A 19,689-nucleotide genomic window follows, 5' to 3' on the forward strand; every position below is an offset into this window, starting at 1 on the left:
ACAGGCACAACATCTACCCCGATGAATAAGGCACACTATAAGAAGTTAGCTACAAAAATCCGTAACATTGCCTGTACACTGCCCATGATTTGGCCATTCAAGCCCCGCTACCGCAAACAAATAGCCCGTATCGAAATCACCGGAGCCATTGCCGGAGAAACCCGTAAACGAGTCCTAGAAGCTCTCAAAACCGTTGAAGAACGCACATTTCCCGCCTTGCTGCTGCGGATAGACAGCCCCGGCGGCACTGTGGGCGATTCCCAGGAAATTTACAGCGCGCTCAAGCGTTTGCGCGAAAAAGTCAAAATTGTCGCCAGTTTCGGCAATATTTCAGCTTCTGGCGGAGTTTACATCGGCATGGGAGCCGAGCATATCGTTGCTAATCCCGGTACAATTACCGGCAGCATTGGCGTGATTATCCGAGGTAACAATTTAGAACGGCTGTTAGAAAAAGTAGGCGTTTCTTTTCAGGTGATTAAATCGGGGCCGTATAAAGATATCTTGGCATTCGATCGAGAATTGACCGATCCTGAACAGCAAATTCTGCAAGACTTGATCGACACCAGCTACCAGCAATTCGTGGAAACCGTTGCGGAAGCCCGGAACTTGGGTGTTGAGAAAGTGAAAAGTTTTGCCGATGGTCGCGTTTTTACTGGTCAGCAAGCCTTAGAATTGGGTTTGGTCGATCGACTGGGAACAGAAGAGGACGCTCGCCGCCTTGCCGCCGAACTCGCAGGCCTCGACCCGGAAAAAACCGAGTCTTGCACCCTAGAAAAACAAAAACCTTTCCTAAATCGCGTCTTGGGGAGTAGTCTGGATATATCTGGGCTTTCAGCTTACAATAATGTGCTGGAATTCGAGCTTTCTACTAGCGGTTTGCCGCTGTGGATGTATCGCCCGTGATTAAATAAATTAGTCATTAGTCAGGAGTCAGTAGTCATTCGTTATTCCCTGGATGATTGGGCGATTGAAATCTGTTGACCTCAAACTCAAATGTGGCGCTTCGCCCATCATAAGCGCTTTGCGCTGGCTTCGCCTACGAGTTCGAGGTCAAACTACACAAACGAAGTCCACTCAAGCGGGGACTAAGAAATAAAGTGGGTATTTAAGCCTAATTTAGTATGACTAATGACTAATAACTAATGACTAATGACTAATGACTAATAACAAAAATATGGAGGAAATTTGCGTGGAGTGGCAAGTGCGGGGGATTCGTGGGGCAACAACTGCTAGCGAGAATTCGGTGGCAGCAATTCGAGAAGCGGTGAGAGAATTATTAGATGAATTAGAAGCAAAAAATGATATAAATCCCGATTTAATTATTAGTGCTACGTTTTCTGCAACTCGTGATTTAGATGCTGTGTTTCCGGCCGCGATCGCCCGCGAACGTCCTCACTGGTGTAATGTTCCTTTGTTGGACGTGCAGCAAATGCACGTTGAGGGTGCTTTGGAACGCTGCATCCGGTTTTTAATTCACGTTAACTGGCAGGCACATACTGAAATTTATCATCCTTATTTGCGGGGAGCTCAAAATTTGCGCCCCGATAGGAATTTAGCGGTGGCGGTGGCTGGGGAAAAATAATACATTCACTTTGGGCTTGATTTAAAAGTTAACTCACCATTACAGGTGGGTTTATTTTTTACGGGAATTGATACAGTACAAAACCTGCCCTGGGGATATATGGTTAAAAGCTTTTGTTATAAAAAAAACCCGGCTTCTCAAAGAAACCGGGTTTTTTGTCAATCAGACGCTTTCTTGTGATGCAGCCTAATCCCTAAAAAGATGTCATATATAAAACTCCAAAAGTCCTTTTTCCCTTCCAATATTCCCAAACTTTGAGGGGAACCCTTTTCATCCAACAGCGGCTTCACAGCTTCGTAAGCAGGCTTGTAATTGTACCAAGGAATAGAAGGCCACAAGTGATGAATCAGATGATAATTCTGCCCCAAAATCAAGATATTTAGAATAGGACTAGGATATACTCTGGCATTTTTCCAACGATCGCGCTCGTGAAAAGGACGGTGCGGTAAATAATCAAAAAATAACCCCAACGCCAACCCCACCACCAAAGCCGGAGAAAACCAAAAATTCAGGACGTAATCTAAATGGTCGTATTGAATCGAGATATACACGATCGCAATCACAAACAAACGGCTGAGAAACCATTCCAATAATTCGTATTTCCGCCACAGTTTGCGCTTAAAAAAGAAAATCTCGTGGTAAAAAAACCTCGCAGCAATCAACCACAAAGGCCCGCCGGTCGAAACATAATGGTCTGGATCGTTATCTGGGTCATTAACGTGGGCGTGATGCTGCATATGTACCCGCGTAAACACCGGGAAAGCAAAACCCAACATCAAGGCGCTACCGTGTCCCAAAATAGCATTAACTGTGCGATCGCGATGGGCTGCATTATGAGACGCATCGTGAATCACAGTTCCAGCCATGTGCAAAGCCAACACGTTCAATAAAAAACAGCACCATTGGGGCCATTCCCAATACCAGAAACCCAAGTAAGAAATCACGATAATCGCTACTGCACTCAAAAACAGCAGCAGTGTCGGATTAAAGTCACCGGGAGGACTCAGAAACTCTTTCGGCACTGTCAGCGGCCGTCCTGCCTCCGACATCTTTGTTAAGACTCCTTAATATTTCACACTTGCGTAGTATAAGATACAAGCCGGACAATAGTAAAGTTTTATGAAAGAACTGAGTTCGATCGCCAGAAACTAGCGTCTGTACAAGCAGCAAAGTATTGCTGTTGTACAAGGATACCAGTCCTAAATTAGCCAAAAGAGTTCAGCAGACCAAATAAAATAAATGGGTATGTCTGTATTTATGTCAAGCCTGAGATCGGAAAAATTTGCAAAAAAGAGCGCTCCCCAAGAAAAAATTACCGATCGGTAAAAAGTCAGATATTCTATATATTGTTCAATACCTGCTGTTTTGACGACTATCAAAATTTTTAAGACTTGAGACTAGCGTCATTGCTTGTAGTGAAAAATGAAACGTTAGCCGAAATTTAAACAAGAAATCCACCTGCCTCCCCAGAACACCGCTGATGCAATTGCCAAAAGCCCTACGCCGGACTAAAATCGTCGCCACCATTGGCCCAGCAACTTCGGACCCACAAGTGCTGCGCCAGCTCATAGAAGCCGGTGCCACAACTTTGCGACTCAACTTTTCCCACGGAACAGAAGAAGACCACCAGCGCAGCATTCGCTTAATCCGGCAAACATCCTTTGAACTCAACCAGCCGGTTGCCATCCTCCAAGACCTCCAAGGCCCAAAAATTCGTTTAGGGCGCTTTGAGACAGGCTCTATAGTTGTCAAAAACGGCGATCCTTTCATTCTCACCAGCCGCCAAGTTCCCGGCACCGAGCTCATTTCTTCCGTCACCTACGACCCCCTAGCAGACGAAGTTCCAGAGGGAGCAGTAATTCTGCTTGACGACGGGAAAGTGGAAATGCTGGTGGAAAAAGTAGACCGCGCGGCGCGGGAATTGTACTGCCGCGTCGTCGTCGGCGGGCCGCTTTCCAACAACAAAGGCGTGAATTTTCCGGGAGTTTACCTGTCAATTAAAGCGCTGACTGATAAAGACCGCAAAGATTTAATGTTCGGCCTCGACCAAGGTGTCGATTGGGTGGCCCTGAGCTTTGTGCGGAATCCCCAAGATGTGCTCGAAATTAAAGAGCTCATTGCCAGTGCGGGCAAGCAAGTTCCAGTGATTGCCAAGATCGAAAAGCACGAGGCGATCGAACAAATGGAGGAAATTCTCACCCTTTGCAACGGCGTGATGGTCGCCCGTGGCGATTTGGGAGTGGAACTACCCGCCGAAGATGTGCCGATTTTGCAAAAGCGGCTGATTGCTACCTCCAACCGCCTGGGTATTCCGGTAATTACCGCTACCCAGATGCTCGACAGCATGGTCAACAATCCCCGTCCCACCCGCGCCGAGATTTCCGACGTGGCAAACGCGATTCTTGACGGAACTGATGCCGTGATGCTCTCGAATGAAACTGCTGTCGGCAAGTTTCCCGTCGAAGCGGTGGCGACGATGGCGAGAATTGCGGTGCGGATGGAGAGGGAAGGAATAAAGCGGAATATTAGGAATGTAGAAGATATTGGTCGATCGATCCCCAACGGCATCAGCCAAGCAGTCAGCCAAATCTCCGAACAATTGAACGCGGCGGCCATCATGACGCTGACCAAAACCGGCGCCACAGCCCGAAATGTCTCGAAATTCCGGCCCAAAACTCCGATTTTGGCAGTTACTCCTCACGTAGACGTAGCCCGACAACTGCAATTAGTATGGGGAGTAAAACCCTTGCTGGTGCTGGATTTGCCCTCCACCGGCCAGACATTTCACTCTGCCATGACAGTCGCCCAGGAAAAAGAGTTAGTGTGCGACGGAGATTTAGTGGTGATGACCGCCGGTACTCTGCAAGGCGTTGCCGGATCGACGGATTTGATCAAAGTTGAGGTAGTGACAGCAGTTTTAGGCAAAGGCACCGGTGTCGGTTTGGGATCGGTAAGTGGCATGGCCAGGGTTGCTCGCACTGCTGCGGATGTAGGCAATTTCCACGCTGGAGAAATTTTGGTAGTGGAACGCACCAGTGTTGCTTTTGTCGAGATGATTCGGAAAGCCGCAGGTGTAGTGACGGAAGAGGACAGTTTGACTTCTCACGCCGCGATTATCGGTTTGCGCTTGGGCGTGCCGGTGATGGTGGGCGTAAAGAATGCCACGCGCGTAATTCGCGACGGAACTATGCTGACGCTGGATATGCAGCGGGGTTTAGTTTATTCCGGGGCCAGAGGCGGCTCAACTGACGCGGAAGTCACCGTTTAACTGTTGGTGAGCTACGAGTTGTGGAGTTTTGAATTAAATTCTACAACTCGTTGCTTTTATCGCTTAGGTTGTGCTATAATTCAAAATTGTCTGTGCCGATGTAGCTCAGGGGTAGAGTATTCGATTCGTAATCGAACGGTCGTGGGTTCAAATCCCACCATCGGCTTTGGGTTTCAGCGATTTTTGATTTTAGGATTTGTGAGAATGTAGCAAATTTGTAGCAAAACGCAGTTTAACTGCTCAAAAATGCTCTCGGCAAAGTAGCCGAGAGCATTTTTATTTGCCCTAAATCCTTGTGTGGTGGAGATTATGAATTTTTTCAATCATATCGTTTCCGGTTGCATCGGTATTGTTCAAATGTCCAAACAGTCAGTTGTCATATCAATTCCGGTTGTATCGGAATGATGAAACCGCTCTTGACACAGAGGATACAGAGAAAGGGAAGAGAGAGATGAATAATTCCGATGCCAACGGATTTGATATCCTATCGTTTCCGGTTGCATTGGAATAATAAAATCGAGTCAACATTTAACACTCAACAATTCAGTTTTTCGACCACTCTTTCAACAGTCAACAGTCAACAGTCAACAGTCAACAGAGGACTTACATTCCTGACTACAAACCTGACATCGTATTACTTTGGGGGCCGGGGGAGGCGAAAACTCAGGGGACTGAGGATTTGATTGAGAGTTCGCAGTTGTTCTGCGGTACCCAAACAAATCAGCATATCTCCTCCTTCGATCGCAGTTTCTCCGGTAGGCCCGACAATCAAAGTCCCGCCAGCGCGCCGCACTGCTAAAACCAAAGCCCCTGATTGCGATCGCAACTTGGCATCTCTCAAAGTTTCCCCAACGTAGACACAACTATTGGGATCGACCAAAAATTCTTCCATGTAAAAAGAACTGTCGGTACCCGTCAAAACACCGTCTAAAAAATCCATAACTTGAGGCCGCAAAGCCGCCGCCGCCATGCGCTTTCCCCCGGTAATGTAGGGGGATACAACGGCATCGGCGCCGCCCCGCTGCAACTTCTTTACAGCTTCTTCTGTGGTGGCGCGGGCGATCGCCCGTACCTTCGGATTCAGAGTTTTCGCTGACATGACAGTGTATAAATTCTCGGCATCCGAAGGCAAAGCTGCTACTATGCAAATTGCGCGATCGATGCCTACATTCACCAAAGTTTCGTCCAAAGTCGCGTCTCCTTGCACAGCCGTGTACCCCAGCGCCAAAGCTGCCTCAACCGACTGTATCGCCGAATCTATCACCACAAAAGAGATATATTCGGCCTGAAATTCCAAGGCAATTTGGCGGCCAGTGCGCCCAAAACCGCAGAGAATGTAATGCCCGATCAAAGAATCTACCAATCGTCGCTGCTGCCTAATTCTTGCTCCTTCTTGAAAATATCCTTCAATCAGCGCTTCTGTAAAGCGGTTGACGATGAAACCAATCACAATCACACCCATCAAAATCAGGCATATAGTAAACATTCGCCCGCGTTGACCGAGGGGCTGAAGTTCACCGTAGCCCACAGTTGCTAGGGTAAATACTGTCATGTAAGCGGCATCTAGCAAAGACCATTTTTCCACTTGCCAATACCAGAGAGTACCCGTACATACAATGCCACCAAGGGCGATGACTCCGTTTCTTAAGTCTTTTTGCAGGCGCTGGTACTTTTGTTCTAGAGTTGAATACACCGATCGGGCTGACCTATTACCTATTAGCTGCTACCAAATTAAACCATATCAGCCCTAGACGCAGGGGCGGTCAAAAAGCCAGTTTCTGCCTAGATACTTTGCTGCCAAACTCAACATTTTGACTTTTAACCCGGTTTTTTTTGCGTCAGTTCCGACCCAGTTTCAACCCCGTCGCAGAGGTGGCGATTGTTTTGATTGGCGATCGGATTTGTCTGAAAATAACTGCGGGCTCCATCGCAACCCTGCATCAACAAATTGTCAAGATTAAAATTCCACAGCATCACCGTACCGTCAGCACTAGCACTAGCGATCGCTTTGCCGTCAGGACTAAAACTCGCACTCCAAACAGCATCCTTGTTACCTTTTAAAGTTTGGATCAACGTACCGTCAATGTTCCATAGCCTCACCATTTTGTCTGTGCTTGCAGATAGCAACATCTGACTGTCGGGACTAAAGCTGATATTTGTCAATCCACTTGTATGCTTTAAAATACTTAGCGGTGTGCCGTCTTTGCTCCAAATTCTCGCAGTTCCCCCAGCACTTGCCGTCGCCAGCATTGCTCCATTTGGACTGAAGGTTACACTCATTATTTTATCACTTTTAACCTGTAAAGTTCGGATCAATTTGATATCGTTGCTTGCTTCGATTGACTGCTGTTTTTGCAACTTTTCCACAATCTTTCTCAAACTCCAAACTTTAACAGTGCCATCAGTGCCAGCCGCAGCAATTATCTGACCGTCTGGGCTAAAATTTGCGCTGGTTATCCAACCTCGCTCCACTTTGAAAGTTAACAATTCTTCACCGTTTATTTTCCAGAGTTTCACGGTTCCATCGGTACTTGCTGAAGCAATAATTTTACCATCTGGACTCAAACATACGCTTGTTATTTGACCGCTATTTCCTTTTATATCATGAATTAACTTGCCATCTTTTTGCCAAATTTTGAGAGTTTTGTCGTTGCTGGCAGAGACAATCATCTGACCGCTCGGACTGAAAATTGCCCTAATAATTTTATCAGTATGCCCTGTTAATGTTGCTTGTAAAGTTCCATTAGTTTGCCAAAGCTTGATATAATTATCATCGGTAGCAGTCACAATTGTTTGACTGTCGGGACTGAAAATCGCGAAAGCAAGGGTACTGGCTTGAGTCTGCAAGCGGCGGCGTTCCCGAAAGTTGTAAACTGCCTGTTCGAGGGCGATCGCCACTCGCATCTGAATATCTGAACTCACTCCGAGCGATCGTTTCATTTCTGTAACTGCTCTAATGCTTTCTAGCAAAGCTTCTTCTTTTTTATCTGCGGCAAATAGCGTTTCTGATAGCAAACTGAGAGTGAGAATTTTGTTGTTTCTTTCTTCGATTGACGGTTTTACCCAAAAAGCTACTATCAGGATTGATATTAATATGACTGCGGCTCCTGTAACTGTTTGGACTCTCAGTTGTTGCTCGCGCCAAAGTTTAACTGCAATCGCTTTTTTCTGCTTTTGTGCTTCGCTTAGTTCCTCTAGTAACTTTTTTTCGCGGCGCAGTTGTTCCATTTCAGTTTGAGTTTGTTTTTCGCGATCGCGCAATTTGGCAAATTCCGCTTCTTGACTCGCACCTAAAAATTGATAATCTTGGGTGTTCAAGCTTTTATTTGTCGCCCACTGTCGGGCATCTTCCAGTGCTTGACCCCGCAACAAGCGAGATTCGTCTTGACAATTTGTAGCTATCCATGCTGTTAGGGATTCAGCATAGGGGCGCAAGTCGCCGAGTGCTTTTTCTACCCAGTTATGGTTGAATATAGCTGCGTAAATGCGGTTGGATACGGTTAATTTTCCGGCTCGTTTTACTACTAATCCGCTCAGCCGCAATTCTGTTTGTTCTGGAGTATCATCGGCGCAGATCCCCCCTGCCCCCCTTAACAAGGGGGGTTCTGAAGGTTGCTGATTTCCACTCAGTTGCTGTTCGGTTTGTTCTGGAGTATCATCGGCCCCGATCCCCCCTGCCCCCCTTAACAAAGGGGGTTCTGAAAGTGGCAATATTTTTTGATATAGTCCTAATAACCTACTGGCGCGGTGCGGACTTCTGAGAAGGCGATCGCGAATTGTTTTGATGTGTACCGGTTCATCGGATGATTCCCAATTATCAATAATATGAGATTGCACTATCTCGCTAATTAATAATTGATTTGTAGTAAATTTTTTAGTTTTGCTTTCATCCGTTGAATTTGATATAATAGAAGCAGACGCTAAGCTTTTTAAATGGTGCAAAATCAGCTTGCAAAGCTTTTGAGTCAGAAAAGGCTGCCCTCCCGTCCAGTCCAAAATCTCTTTTAAAATCTCTTGAGGATTGTCTACTTTTCCCTCAAATCCCTTTGCTAAAGGCAGAGCTTCCTGTAAGTTAAAACCGTGCAATTCAATAGGTAAACCGATATTAAAGGGGGTGCGAGTTGCATCGCTAATTAAATCCGATGGCGTAGCTACTCCCAGCAAAGCAAATGTAATGCGCTGGTATTCTGAATTGTGAGCGCGTTTATTGTAGCAACATCTAATTAATGCAAAGAAATCGTCTAGCGGTTCTTGGAAACTCAGAACGCTATCAATTTCATCAATAAAAATGACCAGGTTTTGAGAAATTTTGACCAGCAGCAATTCTTCAATTAACTCTCCTAAGCGCTGCACCGGCGACATCAACTCTCTCTCCCGCCACCAAGCCATAAACTCGACTGGGTTAAACAGGTTGAAACTGCACAATAGCTTGTAAGCGACGCCGCCGTACCACTTATCTAGAGAGACTTGCTGGTTGCCAATGTCCGAAAGGTCGATCGTAGCACAGGCAATGCCATCAGCCGAGAGCTTTTGTACAGTTCGCACCAGCAAACTAGATTTGCCCATTTGTCGGGAATTGAGCACGTAACAAAACTCTCCAGCTTTCAGGGCTTGATAAAGTTCTGAGTCAGCTTGTCGCACTACATAAGTAGGTGCATTTTGCGGGAGACTGCCGCCGATTTGATATTGGTAATCGACTATCATGATCTAGCCCCTAGTCATAAGTTTGTCTCAGTTCTGTGGTGCCTGTAGCACAAGCAATTTTACCATTTTGATAAGTTGGTTCTGGTGGTTTAATTGTACCAGTAGAATCAGCTCCGCACAATATAGATGTGGTCGTTTTTTTATTTTTAGAAGCATTTGACTCACCTTTGAGAGCAGGAATTACAAAAACTCCACCGACACAGCTTTTAAGATTTTTATGCTTTGAGACTCCATAATTAAATGTTGCTTTTTTTGTTGTATGGTGGGAATATTTGTAATTTTCTGTCTCGGTTTTAATAATGCGAATTTTTAAAGCCTTAACAGAAGTGCTAAAAACATTTTTTTCGGCAAAATAGGCTTGCTGACGTTTGTTGATTAAGCTAATATAATCTCTGGGTTCCCATTGCTTGTTGTTCCTAAGCTTAACCTGAAAGGATGGCACAGCTACCGAAGCTAATACTCCAATCAACATTAAAAACACTAAGTATCCACCAACATTCGATGCAAGGCTAGCTGATTTAGAACTTTGTTGACTCATAGTTTTGTACCCTCTCTGTTTGTAGTAAAGATTTTAGTCAGGTAAATCTCAAGTGAATGCCGATTTGATATTGGTAATCGACTGTCATTATCTTGCGTATAGCTAGATTATCTGGTCACTTGTCTTGTGCCTTGCCCACAAGCAAGTTTACCATTTTCATAGGTGGGTTCCGCTGGTTTAATTGTACCGGGAGAATCAGCTTGGCAGAATATGGATATTGTTGTTATTCCATCTTTAGCAGCATTTGGCTCAACTTCTTTAACAGGAACTAGAAAGACACCGCCGACATAACTCTTAAGTTGTGGTTGCTTGGAGACTCCATAATTAAAGGCACTTTGCTTTGTGGCGCGAACTGAATACTTGTAATTTGTTGTCTCCGTTTTTATCCCAAGTGCCAAAGCATTAACAGAAGTGGCAAAAGCACTTTTTTCAGCAAAGTGAGCTTGCTGGGCTTTGTTCATTGAGCTAACATACTGTTTTGCTTCTGACTGCTTGCTTTTATTGGTATTATTTAGATAAAATGGCAGAGCTATCCCATTTATTACTCCAATACCGGCTATAAGTAATAAGCATCCGCAACCGCGACAAGCTGCATTGCGAACTATTGATTCTGGATTGTTAGTCATGGTGTTGTCTCCTTAAATGGTATATACAATGCGAATTAAAGTCGGCGAGGCAGATCCTCTGGATCTGCGTTACCAGGCTCTGCCTGGTAACGAGGAAAAGGGGGAAATACTAATCTCTAAGCTCGCAGCTTTTGTACCTCTTTCCTGTCAAGGGACGTGGGCTGAATCACTTTACTGCCGATCGCAAAATCGCGCAATTCCACTCTCGTAAACTTCACCCCCCAAGGATCTGTCGTTGTATCCAACTCTTCCACTAAAGCATTATTAATCTCATGTCGAGCCGTGTAGAGTTCCTCAACAGATAATTTAGCAAGGTGAGTGCGAATTGAAAGAATCAGCATATTTAACATGGCTTCCTTGAGATTCTGCACTTTGTAGGAAGCTTTTTCTAAGTCAATTATGCGCCAGTACACAATAAAATCAACGGTGACGGCAACCCGATCGCGCGTCGTGCATTCTTGCGGTGACAGCCTTAAAATTTGCTCGCGCAGAGTTTGTTTATAGGCGACTGTTTCGACAAAGGGAATCAAAAATGTTATACCCGGTTCGAGCTTTTTTCGATCATACTTTCCGAAAATTTCAACTAATGCCTCATCTCCTTGACGGACAATTTTTACGCTGTTGGCTAAGGATACTCCAGTGATGGCAAACAATACCGTCAAAAAATACTGATACATAGTGAATCTCCTGGTAAATAGTTGACAGTTTACAGTTGACAGTTGATAGTGATTTCTTAGTCTCTTAGAGGGACTTTGTTTGGCAAGAAGCGATGTAACTCGCCGAGTTATAAAAGAGCTAACTCAGATTTAGCTGTTGATATGAATTAATCTGTCAGGTACAACAATCAGCGTGTTTCCTTCGCGGCGCAAAACGTAAACTTTTTGTCTGGGTGCGATCGCCCCTTGGGAATCTTCATTGCGGGCTTTCCACGAAGCCCCTTCATAAATCACCATTCCGGTTTCTCCGGGGAAAATTTCGGAGATAGTTGTCGCTTCCGTGGCTTCGGGAATAACAAACTTTTTGCGAACAATGAAAATCGGTCTAATCCAGATGCTCAGCGCGAGGGCTATCCCCATCCAGTAGAAGATTTGCCAGTCAAAATCTTCATACATTATGTTCGCCCAACTAAACTGAAATGCTACAGATCCTCTCCACAAAATAAAGGCTTCAATTAAAGCCGAAGCTCCCATCATTAGCAGGTAAAATCTGTATTTTTGGGGCTGAGTTTTGATGATTAATAGCTCCATCGCACTAAGCACAACTCCCAGTAGCAGCCAGAATAGGGGCGGGGTGAAGGCGAAACCTGGTTGATTAGTGGCTAAGGCCAGCGACCAAATTAGGATAGAATACACAATGCTTTTACCTCGTTTTGATGGGATTCAACCTTGTTATTTCTAATCTAATCAGGTGGCTATTTGAGTTTGCGACTGAGTTATTTGAAAATTCATCGACTTTTCATCGACTTTTCATCGACTTTAGGGACGGTTGGCATTTATGATGGTTTCAGTGTTTTGATTGTGATAAGCAATGCCACGATCGCTAAGAGTGCGCGAAGAGTGCATTCGCGCAGTTAAATCCTGCCTCCTGAGAAATGGCTTCCCCAGTCAGAAAATCCTGGCTGAGGATTTAGGGATGGCCCAATCTACTGTCAGCCATTTTCTGAATGGCAAACCTGTGGATTATGCTAATTTCATCGAAATTTGTCGCGGATTGGGGCAGGAATGGCGGGATATAGCCGATTTTGAGGCGAATTCAGAACCAGAGGAGGTAGTGCTGGTGAGCGCCACAGTGGCGATCGTCTTCGAGGGCTTTGCCAACGCCCGTTGGCGAAGCCCTCGAAGAGGATCGACCTCACACAACACCCTTTCCCAGCAGTTACACCAAGCTTTGAGTGCGGGAGGCCACGAAGTCTTTTTTATTAACAACAGCAGCGACTCAGGCTCATATTTAAAGCGTTGCGATTATTTGCTGTTGCTGATTTCGGAAGAATCGGCCGCTAGCGAAATGGTATTGGAACAATTACAGTTAGCCAAAGAATTGCACAATATTAATGCTCAAAAGCCCGCTATTTTACCGATTTGTGTTGAATTAAATACACCGCTTTCCTTTGATTTACTGAGCTATTTAGCAGGAATTAAGCCCTGGCTGTGGCGCGGTGTTGGCGACTCATTTAAGTTGATATCACAAATTTTAACCATTATCAAAGAAGGTCGCACATCGTTAACTGCCGACCATGAATTGGCTGTAGAATGGAAAGTAATTACTAGCACCAAAAAGTCAATAATTCAACCCATGCCAGCCGCGCCGCCAGAATTGCCGGGAGGACAAGTTGAACTCACTTCTTGTTTTTATATCGATCGCCCTCCGATCGAATCCCGCTGTTACGAGACGATCGCCCAACCGGGAGCGCTGATCCGCATAAAAGCACCCAGACAAATGGGCAAAACTTCCTTGATGGCAAGGATTTTGCATCACGCAGAAGTGCAAGGTTCTCGCACGGTAGCGCTGAGTTTTCAGCTAGCTAATAGGAAAATATTCGCTAATTCAGATACATTTTTGCAGTGGTTTTGTGCTAGCATCGGTCAAGAGTTAGGAATGCTGGAGCAGTTGCCAAAGTGTTGGGAATTAGCCGATTTGATTGGCAGCAATCAGTGCTGCAAGGCTTATTTTGAACAGTATTTGCTTTCAGAATCCTCACAACCTCTGACGTTAGGGTTGGATGAGAGCGATCGCCTGTTTGAATCACCGGAAATTGCCGACGACTTTTTTGGGTTATTGCGCGCTTTGCACGAAGAAGCAAAACGGCGAGATATTTGGAAAAACTTTCGTTTGATTGTGGTGCATTCGACGGAAGTTTATATCCCGCTGGATGTGAACAAATCGCCTTTTAATGTGGGTTTACCGATTGAATTGCCAGAGTTTAATTCCCAGCAAGTGCAAGACTTAGCAAAGCGGCACGGATTGAATTGGAGCGGGAATGAAGTTCCAGAATTGATGGGGTTAGTGGGCGGAAATCCTTATTTAGTGCGACTAGGAATGTATCATATTTCGCGTCAAGATGTGACTTTAGATCGGTTAGTGAAAGAATCTGTAACAGAAGCGGGAATTTATAGCGATCATTTGCGGCGGCATTTATGGAATTTAGAGAAATATTCGGAATTAAGGGAGGCGATGAGAGAGGTTGTGAGTGTTTCCCAGCCAGTTAGATTGAGTTCAGAATTGGGGTTTAAGTTAAATAGTATGGGGTTGGTGAAATTGGATGGAAATCATTGCATTCCGAGATGTCGGTTGTATCAGAAGTATTTTGGCGATCGCCTAGGTTGATAGTCATAGGTTGTACAGTTTTCAAGAACGGGCAAGATGCCCGTTCCACAAAAACTCCATTTTCTTGTGGAACGGGCATCTTGCCCGTTGCTAAACAGGTGATTGAGAATGATGCCTGATATAAGTTAATACCAATTGCCTAAACGTTGCTACCTTTACTCACAAGTTGAAAAGGGTATGAGACGGTAGCGGTTAAATCTCTATCAATGGAAGGGTGTATACGGCTGACAGATTCGCTATCTTGAAAGTAATTAGCCAGAATCATCAGCAATCTGCAACGGTTGGCTGTTTGGGCAGGCAGCACAATAATCAAAGTCATAACATAAGTTGATTCCATGCAAAACACGGCAGATTTACTCCCCAAAATAGACTCGCCGAGTCTTCCCAAAAAGCAACCCGCACCCCCAAATTACGAAGCAGCCGATCGGCAATTTGTCAATTTGCTAGAAGTCGAGGATTTAGACAAGACGGTGGCGACAAAACCGTTACTTGTCAGCGATTTTGAAAGCGCGATCGCCTATGCAATTCAAGCAGCTTACCAACAGGAACCGGGCGATGATGCCGCTCACCGCTTCTTGCAGCGCGTGCTTTACCGCATCAACCGCCTCAACTTGTTTTGGTACGATGATTTGCGCCGCTACAACAACGAACGATCGCACTATTTGCGTTCTGTGCGCGATCGCATTGAGGAACCTTGGCAGCAGTGGGAAATCGCGCAAATCGACGTTGCAGCGCTGCAAAAATTGCCGGATGTCAAGCAAGCTCTGCGCGATCGCGGGGCCGCCGATGTCGATCCTCCGCTAACTGAGCTCGATTGCTACCAGCGGGAACAGATGACTGAAGAGGGATACAAACACCTACTGGCGATCGCCTCCTTCGACGGTTTAGTGGAAGCCAGCCGTGTTTCTCGCATCATCGGCGGTGCCGGCAACGAAATTCAGTGTACCCTTACGCGAGTGCTGATCGAAGAATACGGCGGCGGTCGCCTCCCGCGCAAGCATTCGACCTTTTTTGCTCAAATGCTGGCAGAATTCGGGATGAGTACGGAACCGGAAGCGTACTTCGATTTGGTGCCTTGGGAAGTGCTCGCAAGTATTAATCACAACTTTCTGCTGACCGAACGCAAGCGCCATTTTCTGCGCTACAACGGCGGACTCACTTATTTTGAGGTGGCTGGGCCTGTCGCTTACCGCAATTATCTAGCCGCCGCCCAGCGTCTGGGCCTGTCGCAGGCTGCGATGGGTTATTGGGAACTGCACATCAAAGAAGATGAACGTCACGGCCGCTGGATGTTGGATGAAGTGGCGATGCCGCTGGTTGATAGATACCCGCAGGAGGCGTGGGAACTGGTGTTGGGGTACGATCAGGAGAAGTTGATCGGCGATCGGGCTGGGGCTGCTGTAGTGCGATCGATCCAAGCTGCAGAACGGAATTAACAGCTATATCCTAGGGTACGTCAGAGACTTATGCACCCTAGATATTGCACCGTTCTAAATAAGCCTTTTAGGAACAGGCAAGATGCCTGTTCCTAAAAGAGTGTATTTCTTGTGGAACAGGCATTTTGCCTGTTGCTGACAATGGTGGAACACGCAAGATGCACCTGCGAGCGCTGTATTTCACAATGCTGTCATTAACTGAATTAGCTCGATCGACAAATCTCTTTGCGACTTTTGGTGCTTCTTAAAGAAAACTCCAGCCAGCAGATAGATGTTTTCCGTATAAAAAGCCATTCCCTGTTCTCTGAGAGTGGCGATCGCACTTTTCACCTTTGGTTCCGAACTATAATACCCAAAATTTAAAGGTGCAATTTCAAAATTCGCAACCGAGTACCCTCGATCCAAGGCATAATCGATCAAACCCACAGGATTAGAATAGCTAGAAACCATCAACAAAACTTCATCGCAGCCCAAAGATAAAAGTTTCTTAGCAATTGTCGAACCATCACTCCCGCCGTGTAACAGCGGCTGGTAAATCTTATCATCCACCGCCGGCAAGTAAGGGGGATTTGAGATGACACAATCCGCCGACTCGTATAAAGGCGAATCAAAAAAAGAGCAATTGTTGACCGTGTATTTTTCGCTCAGTTGATATTCCTTAATTTGAGACTGAGCAATTTTCCAAGCTACATTATTTAGCTCAAATCCCTGTATTGTCCCATCAAAATCGCTTCTCAGCAAAGACTTAATAACTGGACTTCCCTCTCCTGAACCAAACTCTACGATAAGTCGAGAATTGTCACTAGCATTTAACACTAAACTTTCCAAGCAGTGCGCGTAAAAATCCGATTCTTCCGGGCAGTGGAATACCTGTTTCAGAGGATGGGATGAAGTGAGCATAAATTCTGTAACAAAGTTAACTATTTTAAAAGTATCGAATAACTAATATCCCAGCCATCTGTCGCAAGAGCTATTTTATCAACTTGTGCCATCTCTCTATTCCTGTTTTATAGGGTTCGCTCGAATAACTATTACTGCAGATAGATTATCAAATTAACTAGATTAATCCGATTGACAGATTGCAATTATAGCGATTGCTGGTGAGATAGTACCTAAGCAAATAATTTTAAATTTTAATATTGTCAAACATGACCTTTTTTAATTATTCAGTTCCGCCTCTGCGCCGCAAACAGATTAACATTGCCGTTCAGGATTTAGAAGGGCTTTGGCACGTTCAGTTTCCCCTTGGCAAAGAGCGATTTTATTCAAAATTTTATACTTGTCTCGATCGAGCTTGCTTGCTGTGGAGCTTGCTGTTAATACCCATCTTCGGCACAGCACAATTTTTTTCTGTGAGTTGGATGCTGCAAGCCAGTTTGTGGTCAGCGCTCAGCCTCGTAGGTACAGCAGCAATGGTAAGCATGACATACTCTTGGGTCAAAATAGAACGCCTGATTTGGGTGCTTTACGGTTGGGTAATACTAATGTTATTAGGATTGCTGCTGACCGATTTAGCCATTTTTTGTAGTTGGGGAAAACTGTTGGCGCATCTCTGTACCCTATGGTTGGGAATGAGCGGAATAGGGTATTTACTGACTGGATTGGCAGTGCGATCACGCGCGCTTTTAGCGGCAAGTTTATTTCACCTGTTGGGGATTTTGATTTTGCCTTACACGGGCGGTTGGTCTTTCCTATTTACGGGAGTCGTAATGGTATTTAGCTTGCTGGTTTTAGCCGAATTGCAATGGGATATGCGCGAGCCTATTAACAGGCTGCATTAACTTCTTTACCACCGCGATTCCAACACCTATCAACGTAAAGCATTAATCACAAGTGATGACTAAATTGTTAATGACTGATCATCTCATGCCCCCTAGCATAACGTCACTGAAGTTGGTTGGTAGTGAGGACTCTTGGTTCTCATCAAAAGTTGAGGAATGAAGCCCTCACTACACAACGGATAGGGGTTATGTTAGCGGACACAATATTACTGATGGCTGATAACTAATTCCCACCAGATTGTACAGATTTGCGGGTTTGGTTAGTATCGTCGCCCTTGTGATGCCACGTGCCACCTTCGCCTTGAACGTATTCAGATTTTACGCTGTTCCAAGCAACGCTAGTAGCACCATCGGCGCTCATTCCATCTTCACTAGCGCTCTTAAAAGCCGCCTGAAAAATTTGTTTCGCCCCTTGGGGGAGTTCTTGTGCTTCTGAAGGTAAGGTATCAAATTGTTGTTCTGGCATAATGACCTCTAATTATTAAACATAAATTTAATCTTATATACTAGAAGCCACTACTTTCCTCTCTCTAAAAGCAAGTTTAAGATTGCATTCTTATCAGTCCGAAGACAGATGTAATATTAAAACTTTTGTAAAAAGGAATACAACTTGATTGCCGTTCCTGGTTCAGCCGGATTTGGCTAATTTCCCTCCTCCAACAGCCCTTAATCTGACTTCGGCTTTTTCACCTGCGAACTTAGAAAATACGTCAGCGCAGCGATTACTAAAGCGATAGCCGCTCCCAGGGGAAGGATGTTCGTCCCGCCGTTCCACCTAACTACTTCAGAGAGAAACAATACACTCAACACTACTACAATCACGCTGGTGAGTTTGCTTTTCAGGTCATCGATGGTGTGAATTTCCAGCCAGTGTGGTACTTTGATGCGCTCGTCTATAAACAGCTCGTAAAGTCCGAGTGCAGTAATGTAAAATACTGTGGCGAGGAGAAATAAATCTACAACTTCGATGCCAGACAGAATCAGTTGTTTGGAGTTTTCGCTGGAAACCGGTACTGTAACTGTGTGGCCGATGGTAATGACGGTTTCCAGGGCACCGTAGATCAAAAGCGTCACAGACGTTGCAAAAGAACCGAATACAGCGATTAACATTAGATAGCGACTTCTGGCAAGAATTCGATGCAGCATAGTTGATCTCTCGTTGGAAAATTTGTTAGAAAACAAGCGCTCTCTGGCATACCAGTGGCTTTACTATATCAGAGTTTGCCCGATCGCACTTACAAGCAATTCTGCCGAGTGTGGCCACTGGTTAATTTCAGGTCGCGCGGCCACAACTCGCATAGCCCTCATTTCGCCTTCGTGTTTGAGACAACTCCAATCCCAGTCAAAAGCCTTGCTGTTGCGGGGTAGCAGGCGCTTTTGCGACTCGGAGCGATCGCTCGCGCGTTTTGAGATAATTTAGTTTCCTGGGAAAGTTTGAGCGGTATTCTGCCAGTGCCCAAATTGTCAGCCACAAGTTAAGAAAAAATAGCGCTCAAAAAAATTTTAAACTAACTCATCTGGCGGAGTGCTCAAGCAAAATTGACGGTGAGAAAATCAACAATTTCTGCCTCAAAGCACCTGCATCCGGGGAAAATTCATAGGAAGAAGCGGGCGCTTGTCTAAGAAAGCCGGTTAATTCGTATATGTCTCGTTACTCCACCCAAAATTTTTCATATCAACCTGGTTTCTATCCCCCGCACACAAAATTTGATTAAGCTAGTCGGTCGCTCAATCAAATTTCATCCACCACCTGAAATAAAAAGCCATTTTGTCAAATATTCCTAAAGATGAATGGCGAACTTGAAGCATACGTAATAGCTTATAAACTATTAACGCAGCGGTGTAATTAATCAGGGAAAAATCATCAAGGAAACGGGACTAAATTTGCTCCCTTACCTTCATTATTCCGCAGCGAAGGTTAGAAAATTTGCACGTTACGCTGTCAATTTGACCCTGCAGTTTTGGCATCACAAGCGATCGCAAGACTCTACGTAAAAGCAAGCATTACCATGAAATCTTCTAAATTGTTGAAAACTGTTTTAGCAAGCGCTTGTACTTTAGGTTTAGCAACGGTTTCCTTCGCAGTGCCTGCTTCTGCCCAGTCGGGCGGTGCTGGAGGAGGTGCTGGCGGGGGTGCTGGCGGTAGCGTCGGCAGTGGCACAAGCGGTACGACGGGCACAAGCGGTACGACTGGTACGGGTACAAGCGGTACGACTGGCACGGGTACAAGCGGTACGACTGGCACGGGTACAAGCGGTACCAGTGGTACGGGTACAACGGGTACAAGCGGTACCAGTGGTACGACTGGTACGGGTACAACGGGTACAACCGATACCACTGGTACGGGTACAAGCGGTACCAGTGGTACAACGGGTACAACGGGTACAACGGGTACAAGCGGTACGACTGGCACGGGTACAAGCGGTACAA

16 protein-coding genes, 1 tRNA gene and 1 pseudogene are annotated in these 19,689 nt (G+C 45.5%); 8 read left to right on the plus strand and 10 right to left on the minus strand.

Annotated elements, in window-relative coordinates:
- Nucleotides 1-84: 84 nt before the first annotated feature.
- Complete coding sequence (sppA, locus tag QUA24_RS03345) at nt 85-903, plus strand: signal peptide peptidase SppA (protein ID WP_333227223.1); 819 nt, start codon at nt 85-87, stop codon at nt 901-903.
- 253 nt (nt 904-1,156) lie between these two features.
- Nucleotides 1,157-1,582, plus strand: coding sequence for a chorismate mutase (gene aroH, locus QUA24_RS03350; protein ID WP_333159192.1), 426 nt, complete (start codon nt 1,157-1,159; stop codon nt 1,580-1,582).
- Nucleotides 1,583-1,740: 158 nt separating this feature from the next.
- Here the strand turns inward: aroH and crtR are convergent, their stop codons facing one another.
- Nucleotides 1,741-2,631, minus strand: a complete 891-nt coding sequence (gene crtR, locus QUA24_RS03355) for a beta-carotene hydroxylase (RefSeq protein ID WP_333159193.1) — start codon at nt 2,629-2,631, stop codon at nt 1,741-1,743.
- 431 nt (nt 2,632-3,062) lie between these two features.
- On the opposite strand from crtR, the gene pyk reads away from it, so the two are divergent.
- Entirely contained in the window at nt 3,063-4,850 is a 1,788-nt protein-coding gene (gene pyk / locus QUA24_RS03360; RefSeq protein WP_333227193.1) for a pyruvate kinase, read from the plus strand.
- A gap of 94 nt (nt 4,851-4,944) precedes the next feature.
- A tRNA-Thr gene (locus QUA24_RS03365) sits at nt 4,945-5,016 on the plus strand.
- 468 nt (nt 5,017-5,484) lie between these two features.
- Here QUA24_RS03365 and QUA24_RS03370 read toward each other — a convergent pair.
- From QUA24_RS03370 to QUA24_RS03395, 6 genes are all read right to left on the minus strand, one after another.
- Nucleotides 5,485-6,543, minus strand: a complete 1,059-nt coding sequence (locus tag QUA24_RS03370) for a potassium channel protein (protein ID WP_333227195.1) — start codon at nt 6,541-6,543, stop codon at nt 5,485-5,487.
- 125 nt (nt 6,544-6,668) lie between these two features.
- Nucleotides 6,669-9,554: an AAA-like domain-containing protein gene (locus tag QUA24_RS03375; RefSeq protein ID WP_333227197.1), complete on the minus strand. Its 2,886-nt coding sequence runs from the start codon at nt 9,552-9,554 to the stop codon at nt 6,669-6,671.
- Nucleotides 9,555-9,564: 10 nt separating this feature from the next.
- Nucleotides 9,565-10,092, minus strand: coding sequence for a type IV pilin-like G/H family protein (locus tag QUA24_RS03380; RefSeq protein ID WP_333227199.1), 528 nt, complete (start codon nt 10,090-10,092; stop codon nt 9,565-9,567).
- A 107-nt stretch (nt 10,093-10,199) separates the two neighbouring features.
- Entirely contained in the window at nt 10,200-10,718 is a 519-nt protein-coding gene (locus QUA24_RS03385) for a type IV pilin-like G/H family protein (RefSeq protein ID WP_333227201.1), read from the minus strand.
- Nucleotides 10,719-10,834: 116 nt separating this feature from the next.
- On the minus strand, nt 10,835-11,395 hold the full coding sequence (locus QUA24_RS03390; protein WP_333227203.1) for an SPFH domain-containing protein: 561 nt from the start codon (nt 11,393-11,395) through the stop codon (nt 10,835-10,837).
- Between the two features lie 129 nt (nt 11,396-11,524).
- Complete coding sequence (locus QUA24_RS03395; protein WP_333227205.1) at nt 11,525-12,070, minus strand: NfeD family protein; 546 nt, start codon at nt 12,068-12,070, stop codon at nt 11,525-11,527.
- Between the two features lie 175 nt (nt 12,071-12,245).
- Between QUA24_RS03395 and QUA24_RS03400 the strand changes: the two genes are divergently transcribed.
- Nucleotides 12,246-14,042, plus strand: a complete 1,797-nt coding sequence (locus QUA24_RS03400; protein WP_333227207.1) for an AAA-like domain-containing protein — start codon at nt 12,246-12,248, stop codon at nt 14,040-14,042.
- A gap of 335 nt (nt 14,043-14,377) precedes the next feature.
- Nucleotides 14,378-15,478, plus strand: coding sequence for an iron-containing redox enzyme family protein (locus QUA24_RS03405; protein WP_333227209.1), 1,101 nt, complete (start codon nt 14,378-14,380; stop codon nt 15,476-15,478).
- A gap of 180 nt (nt 15,479-15,658) precedes the next feature.
- Here QUA24_RS03405 and QUA24_RS03410 read toward each other — a convergent pair whose 3' ends face one another.
- On the minus strand, nt 15,659-16,378 hold the full coding sequence (locus QUA24_RS03410) for an SAM-dependent methyltransferase (protein ID WP_333227211.1): 720 nt from the start codon (nt 16,376-16,378) through the stop codon (nt 15,659-15,661).
- 248 nt (nt 16,379-16,626) lie between these two features.
- Here QUA24_RS03410 and QUA24_RS03415 point away from each other — a divergent pair, with 248 nt between their 5' ends.
- Nucleotides 16,627-17,259 carry a hypothetical protein gene (locus QUA24_RS03415; RefSeq protein WP_333227213.1) on the plus strand — a complete coding sequence of 211 codons (633 nt, stop codon included), beginning with the start codon at nt 16,627-16,629 and terminating at the stop codon, nt 17,257-17,259.
- A 223-nt stretch (nt 17,260-17,482) separates the two neighbouring features.
- Here QUA24_RS03415 and QUA24_RS03420 read toward each other — a convergent pair whose 3' ends face one another.
- Together QUA24_RS03420 and QUA24_RS03425 are read right to left on the minus strand one after the other, a co-directional pair.
- Nucleotides 17,483-17,725: a ChaB family protein gene (locus QUA24_RS03420; RefSeq protein WP_190662935.1), complete on the minus strand. Its 243-nt coding sequence runs from the start codon at nt 17,723-17,725 to the stop codon at nt 17,483-17,485.
- Nucleotides 17,726-17,925: 200 nt separating this feature from the next.
- Complete coding sequence (locus tag QUA24_RS03425; RefSeq protein WP_333227215.1) at nt 17,926-18,405, minus strand: YqhA family protein; 480 nt, start codon at nt 18,403-18,405, stop codon at nt 17,926-17,928.
- An 863-nt stretch (nt 18,406-19,268) separates the two neighbouring features.
- Between QUA24_RS03425 and QUA24_RS03430 the strand changes: the two are divergent.
- Nucleotides 19,269-19,689 (plus strand): annotated as a pseudogene (locus tag QUA24_RS03430) (hypothetical protein); the annotation flags it as partial.

The organism is Microcoleus sp. Pol12B5, assembly GCF_036701335.1.
In the GTDB taxonomy this organism is placed as follows: Bacteria; Cyanobacteriota; Cyanobacteriia; order Cyanobacteriales; family Microcoleaceae; genus Microcoleus.

What these genes read in the sequence shown, in the direction of transcription:
- sppA (WP_333227223.1), top strand. Translation starts at nt 85, where the DNA reads ATGATTTGGCCATTCAAGCCCCGCTACCGCAAACAAATAGCCCGTATC.
- aroH (WP_333159192.1), top strand. Translation starts at nt 1,157, where the DNA reads ATGACTAATAACAAAAATATGGAGGAAATTTGCGTGGAGTGGCAAGTG.
- crtR (WP_333159193.1), bottom strand. Translation starts at nt 2,631, where the DNA reads ATGTCGGAGGCAGGACGGCCGCTGACAGTGCCGAAAGAGTTTCTGAGT.
- pyk (WP_333227193.1), top strand. Translation starts at nt 3,063, where the DNA reads ATGCAATTGCCAAAAGCCCTACGCCGGACTAAAATCGTCGCCACCATT.
- QUA24_RS03375 (WP_333227197.1), bottom strand. Translation starts at nt 9,554, where the DNA reads ATGATAGTCGATTACCAATATCAAATCGGCGGCAGTCTCCCGCAAAAT.
- QUA24_RS03380 (WP_333227199.1), bottom strand. Translation starts at nt 10,092, where the DNA reads ATGAGTCAACAAAGTTCTAAATCAGCTAGCCTTGCATCGAATGTTGGT.
- QUA24_RS03385 (WP_333227201.1), bottom strand. Translation starts at nt 10,718, where the DNA reads ATGACTAACAATCCAGAATCAATAGTTCGCAATGCAGCTTGTCGCGGT.
- QUA24_RS03390 (WP_333227203.1), bottom strand. Translation starts at nt 11,395, where the DNA reads ATGTATCAGTATTTTTTGACGGTATTGTTTGCCATCACTGGAGTATCC.
- QUA24_RS03400 (WP_333227207.1), top strand. Translation starts at nt 12,246, where the DNA reads ATGCCACGATCGCTAAGAGTGCGCGAAGAGTGCATTCGCGCAGTTAAA.
- QUA24_RS03405 (WP_333227209.1), top strand. Translation starts at nt 14,378, where the DNA reads ATGCAAAACACGGCAGATTTACTCCCCAAAATAGACTCGCCGAGTCTT.
- QUA24_RS03410 (WP_333227211.1), bottom strand. Translation starts at nt 16,378, where the DNA reads ATGCTCACTTCATCCCATCCTCTGAAACAGGTATTCCACTGCCCGGAA.
- QUA24_RS03415 (WP_333227213.1), top strand. Translation starts at nt 16,627, where the DNA reads ATGACCTTTTTTAATTATTCAGTTCCGCCTCTGCGCCGCAAACAGATT.
- QUA24_RS03420 (WP_190662935.1), bottom strand. Translation starts at nt 17,725, where the DNA reads ATGCCAGAACAACAATTTGATACCTTACCTTCAGAAGCACAAGAACTC.
- QUA24_RS03425 (WP_333227215.1), bottom strand. Translation starts at nt 18,405, where the DNA reads ATGCTGCATCGAATTCTTGCCAGAAGTCGCTATCTAATGTTAATCGCT.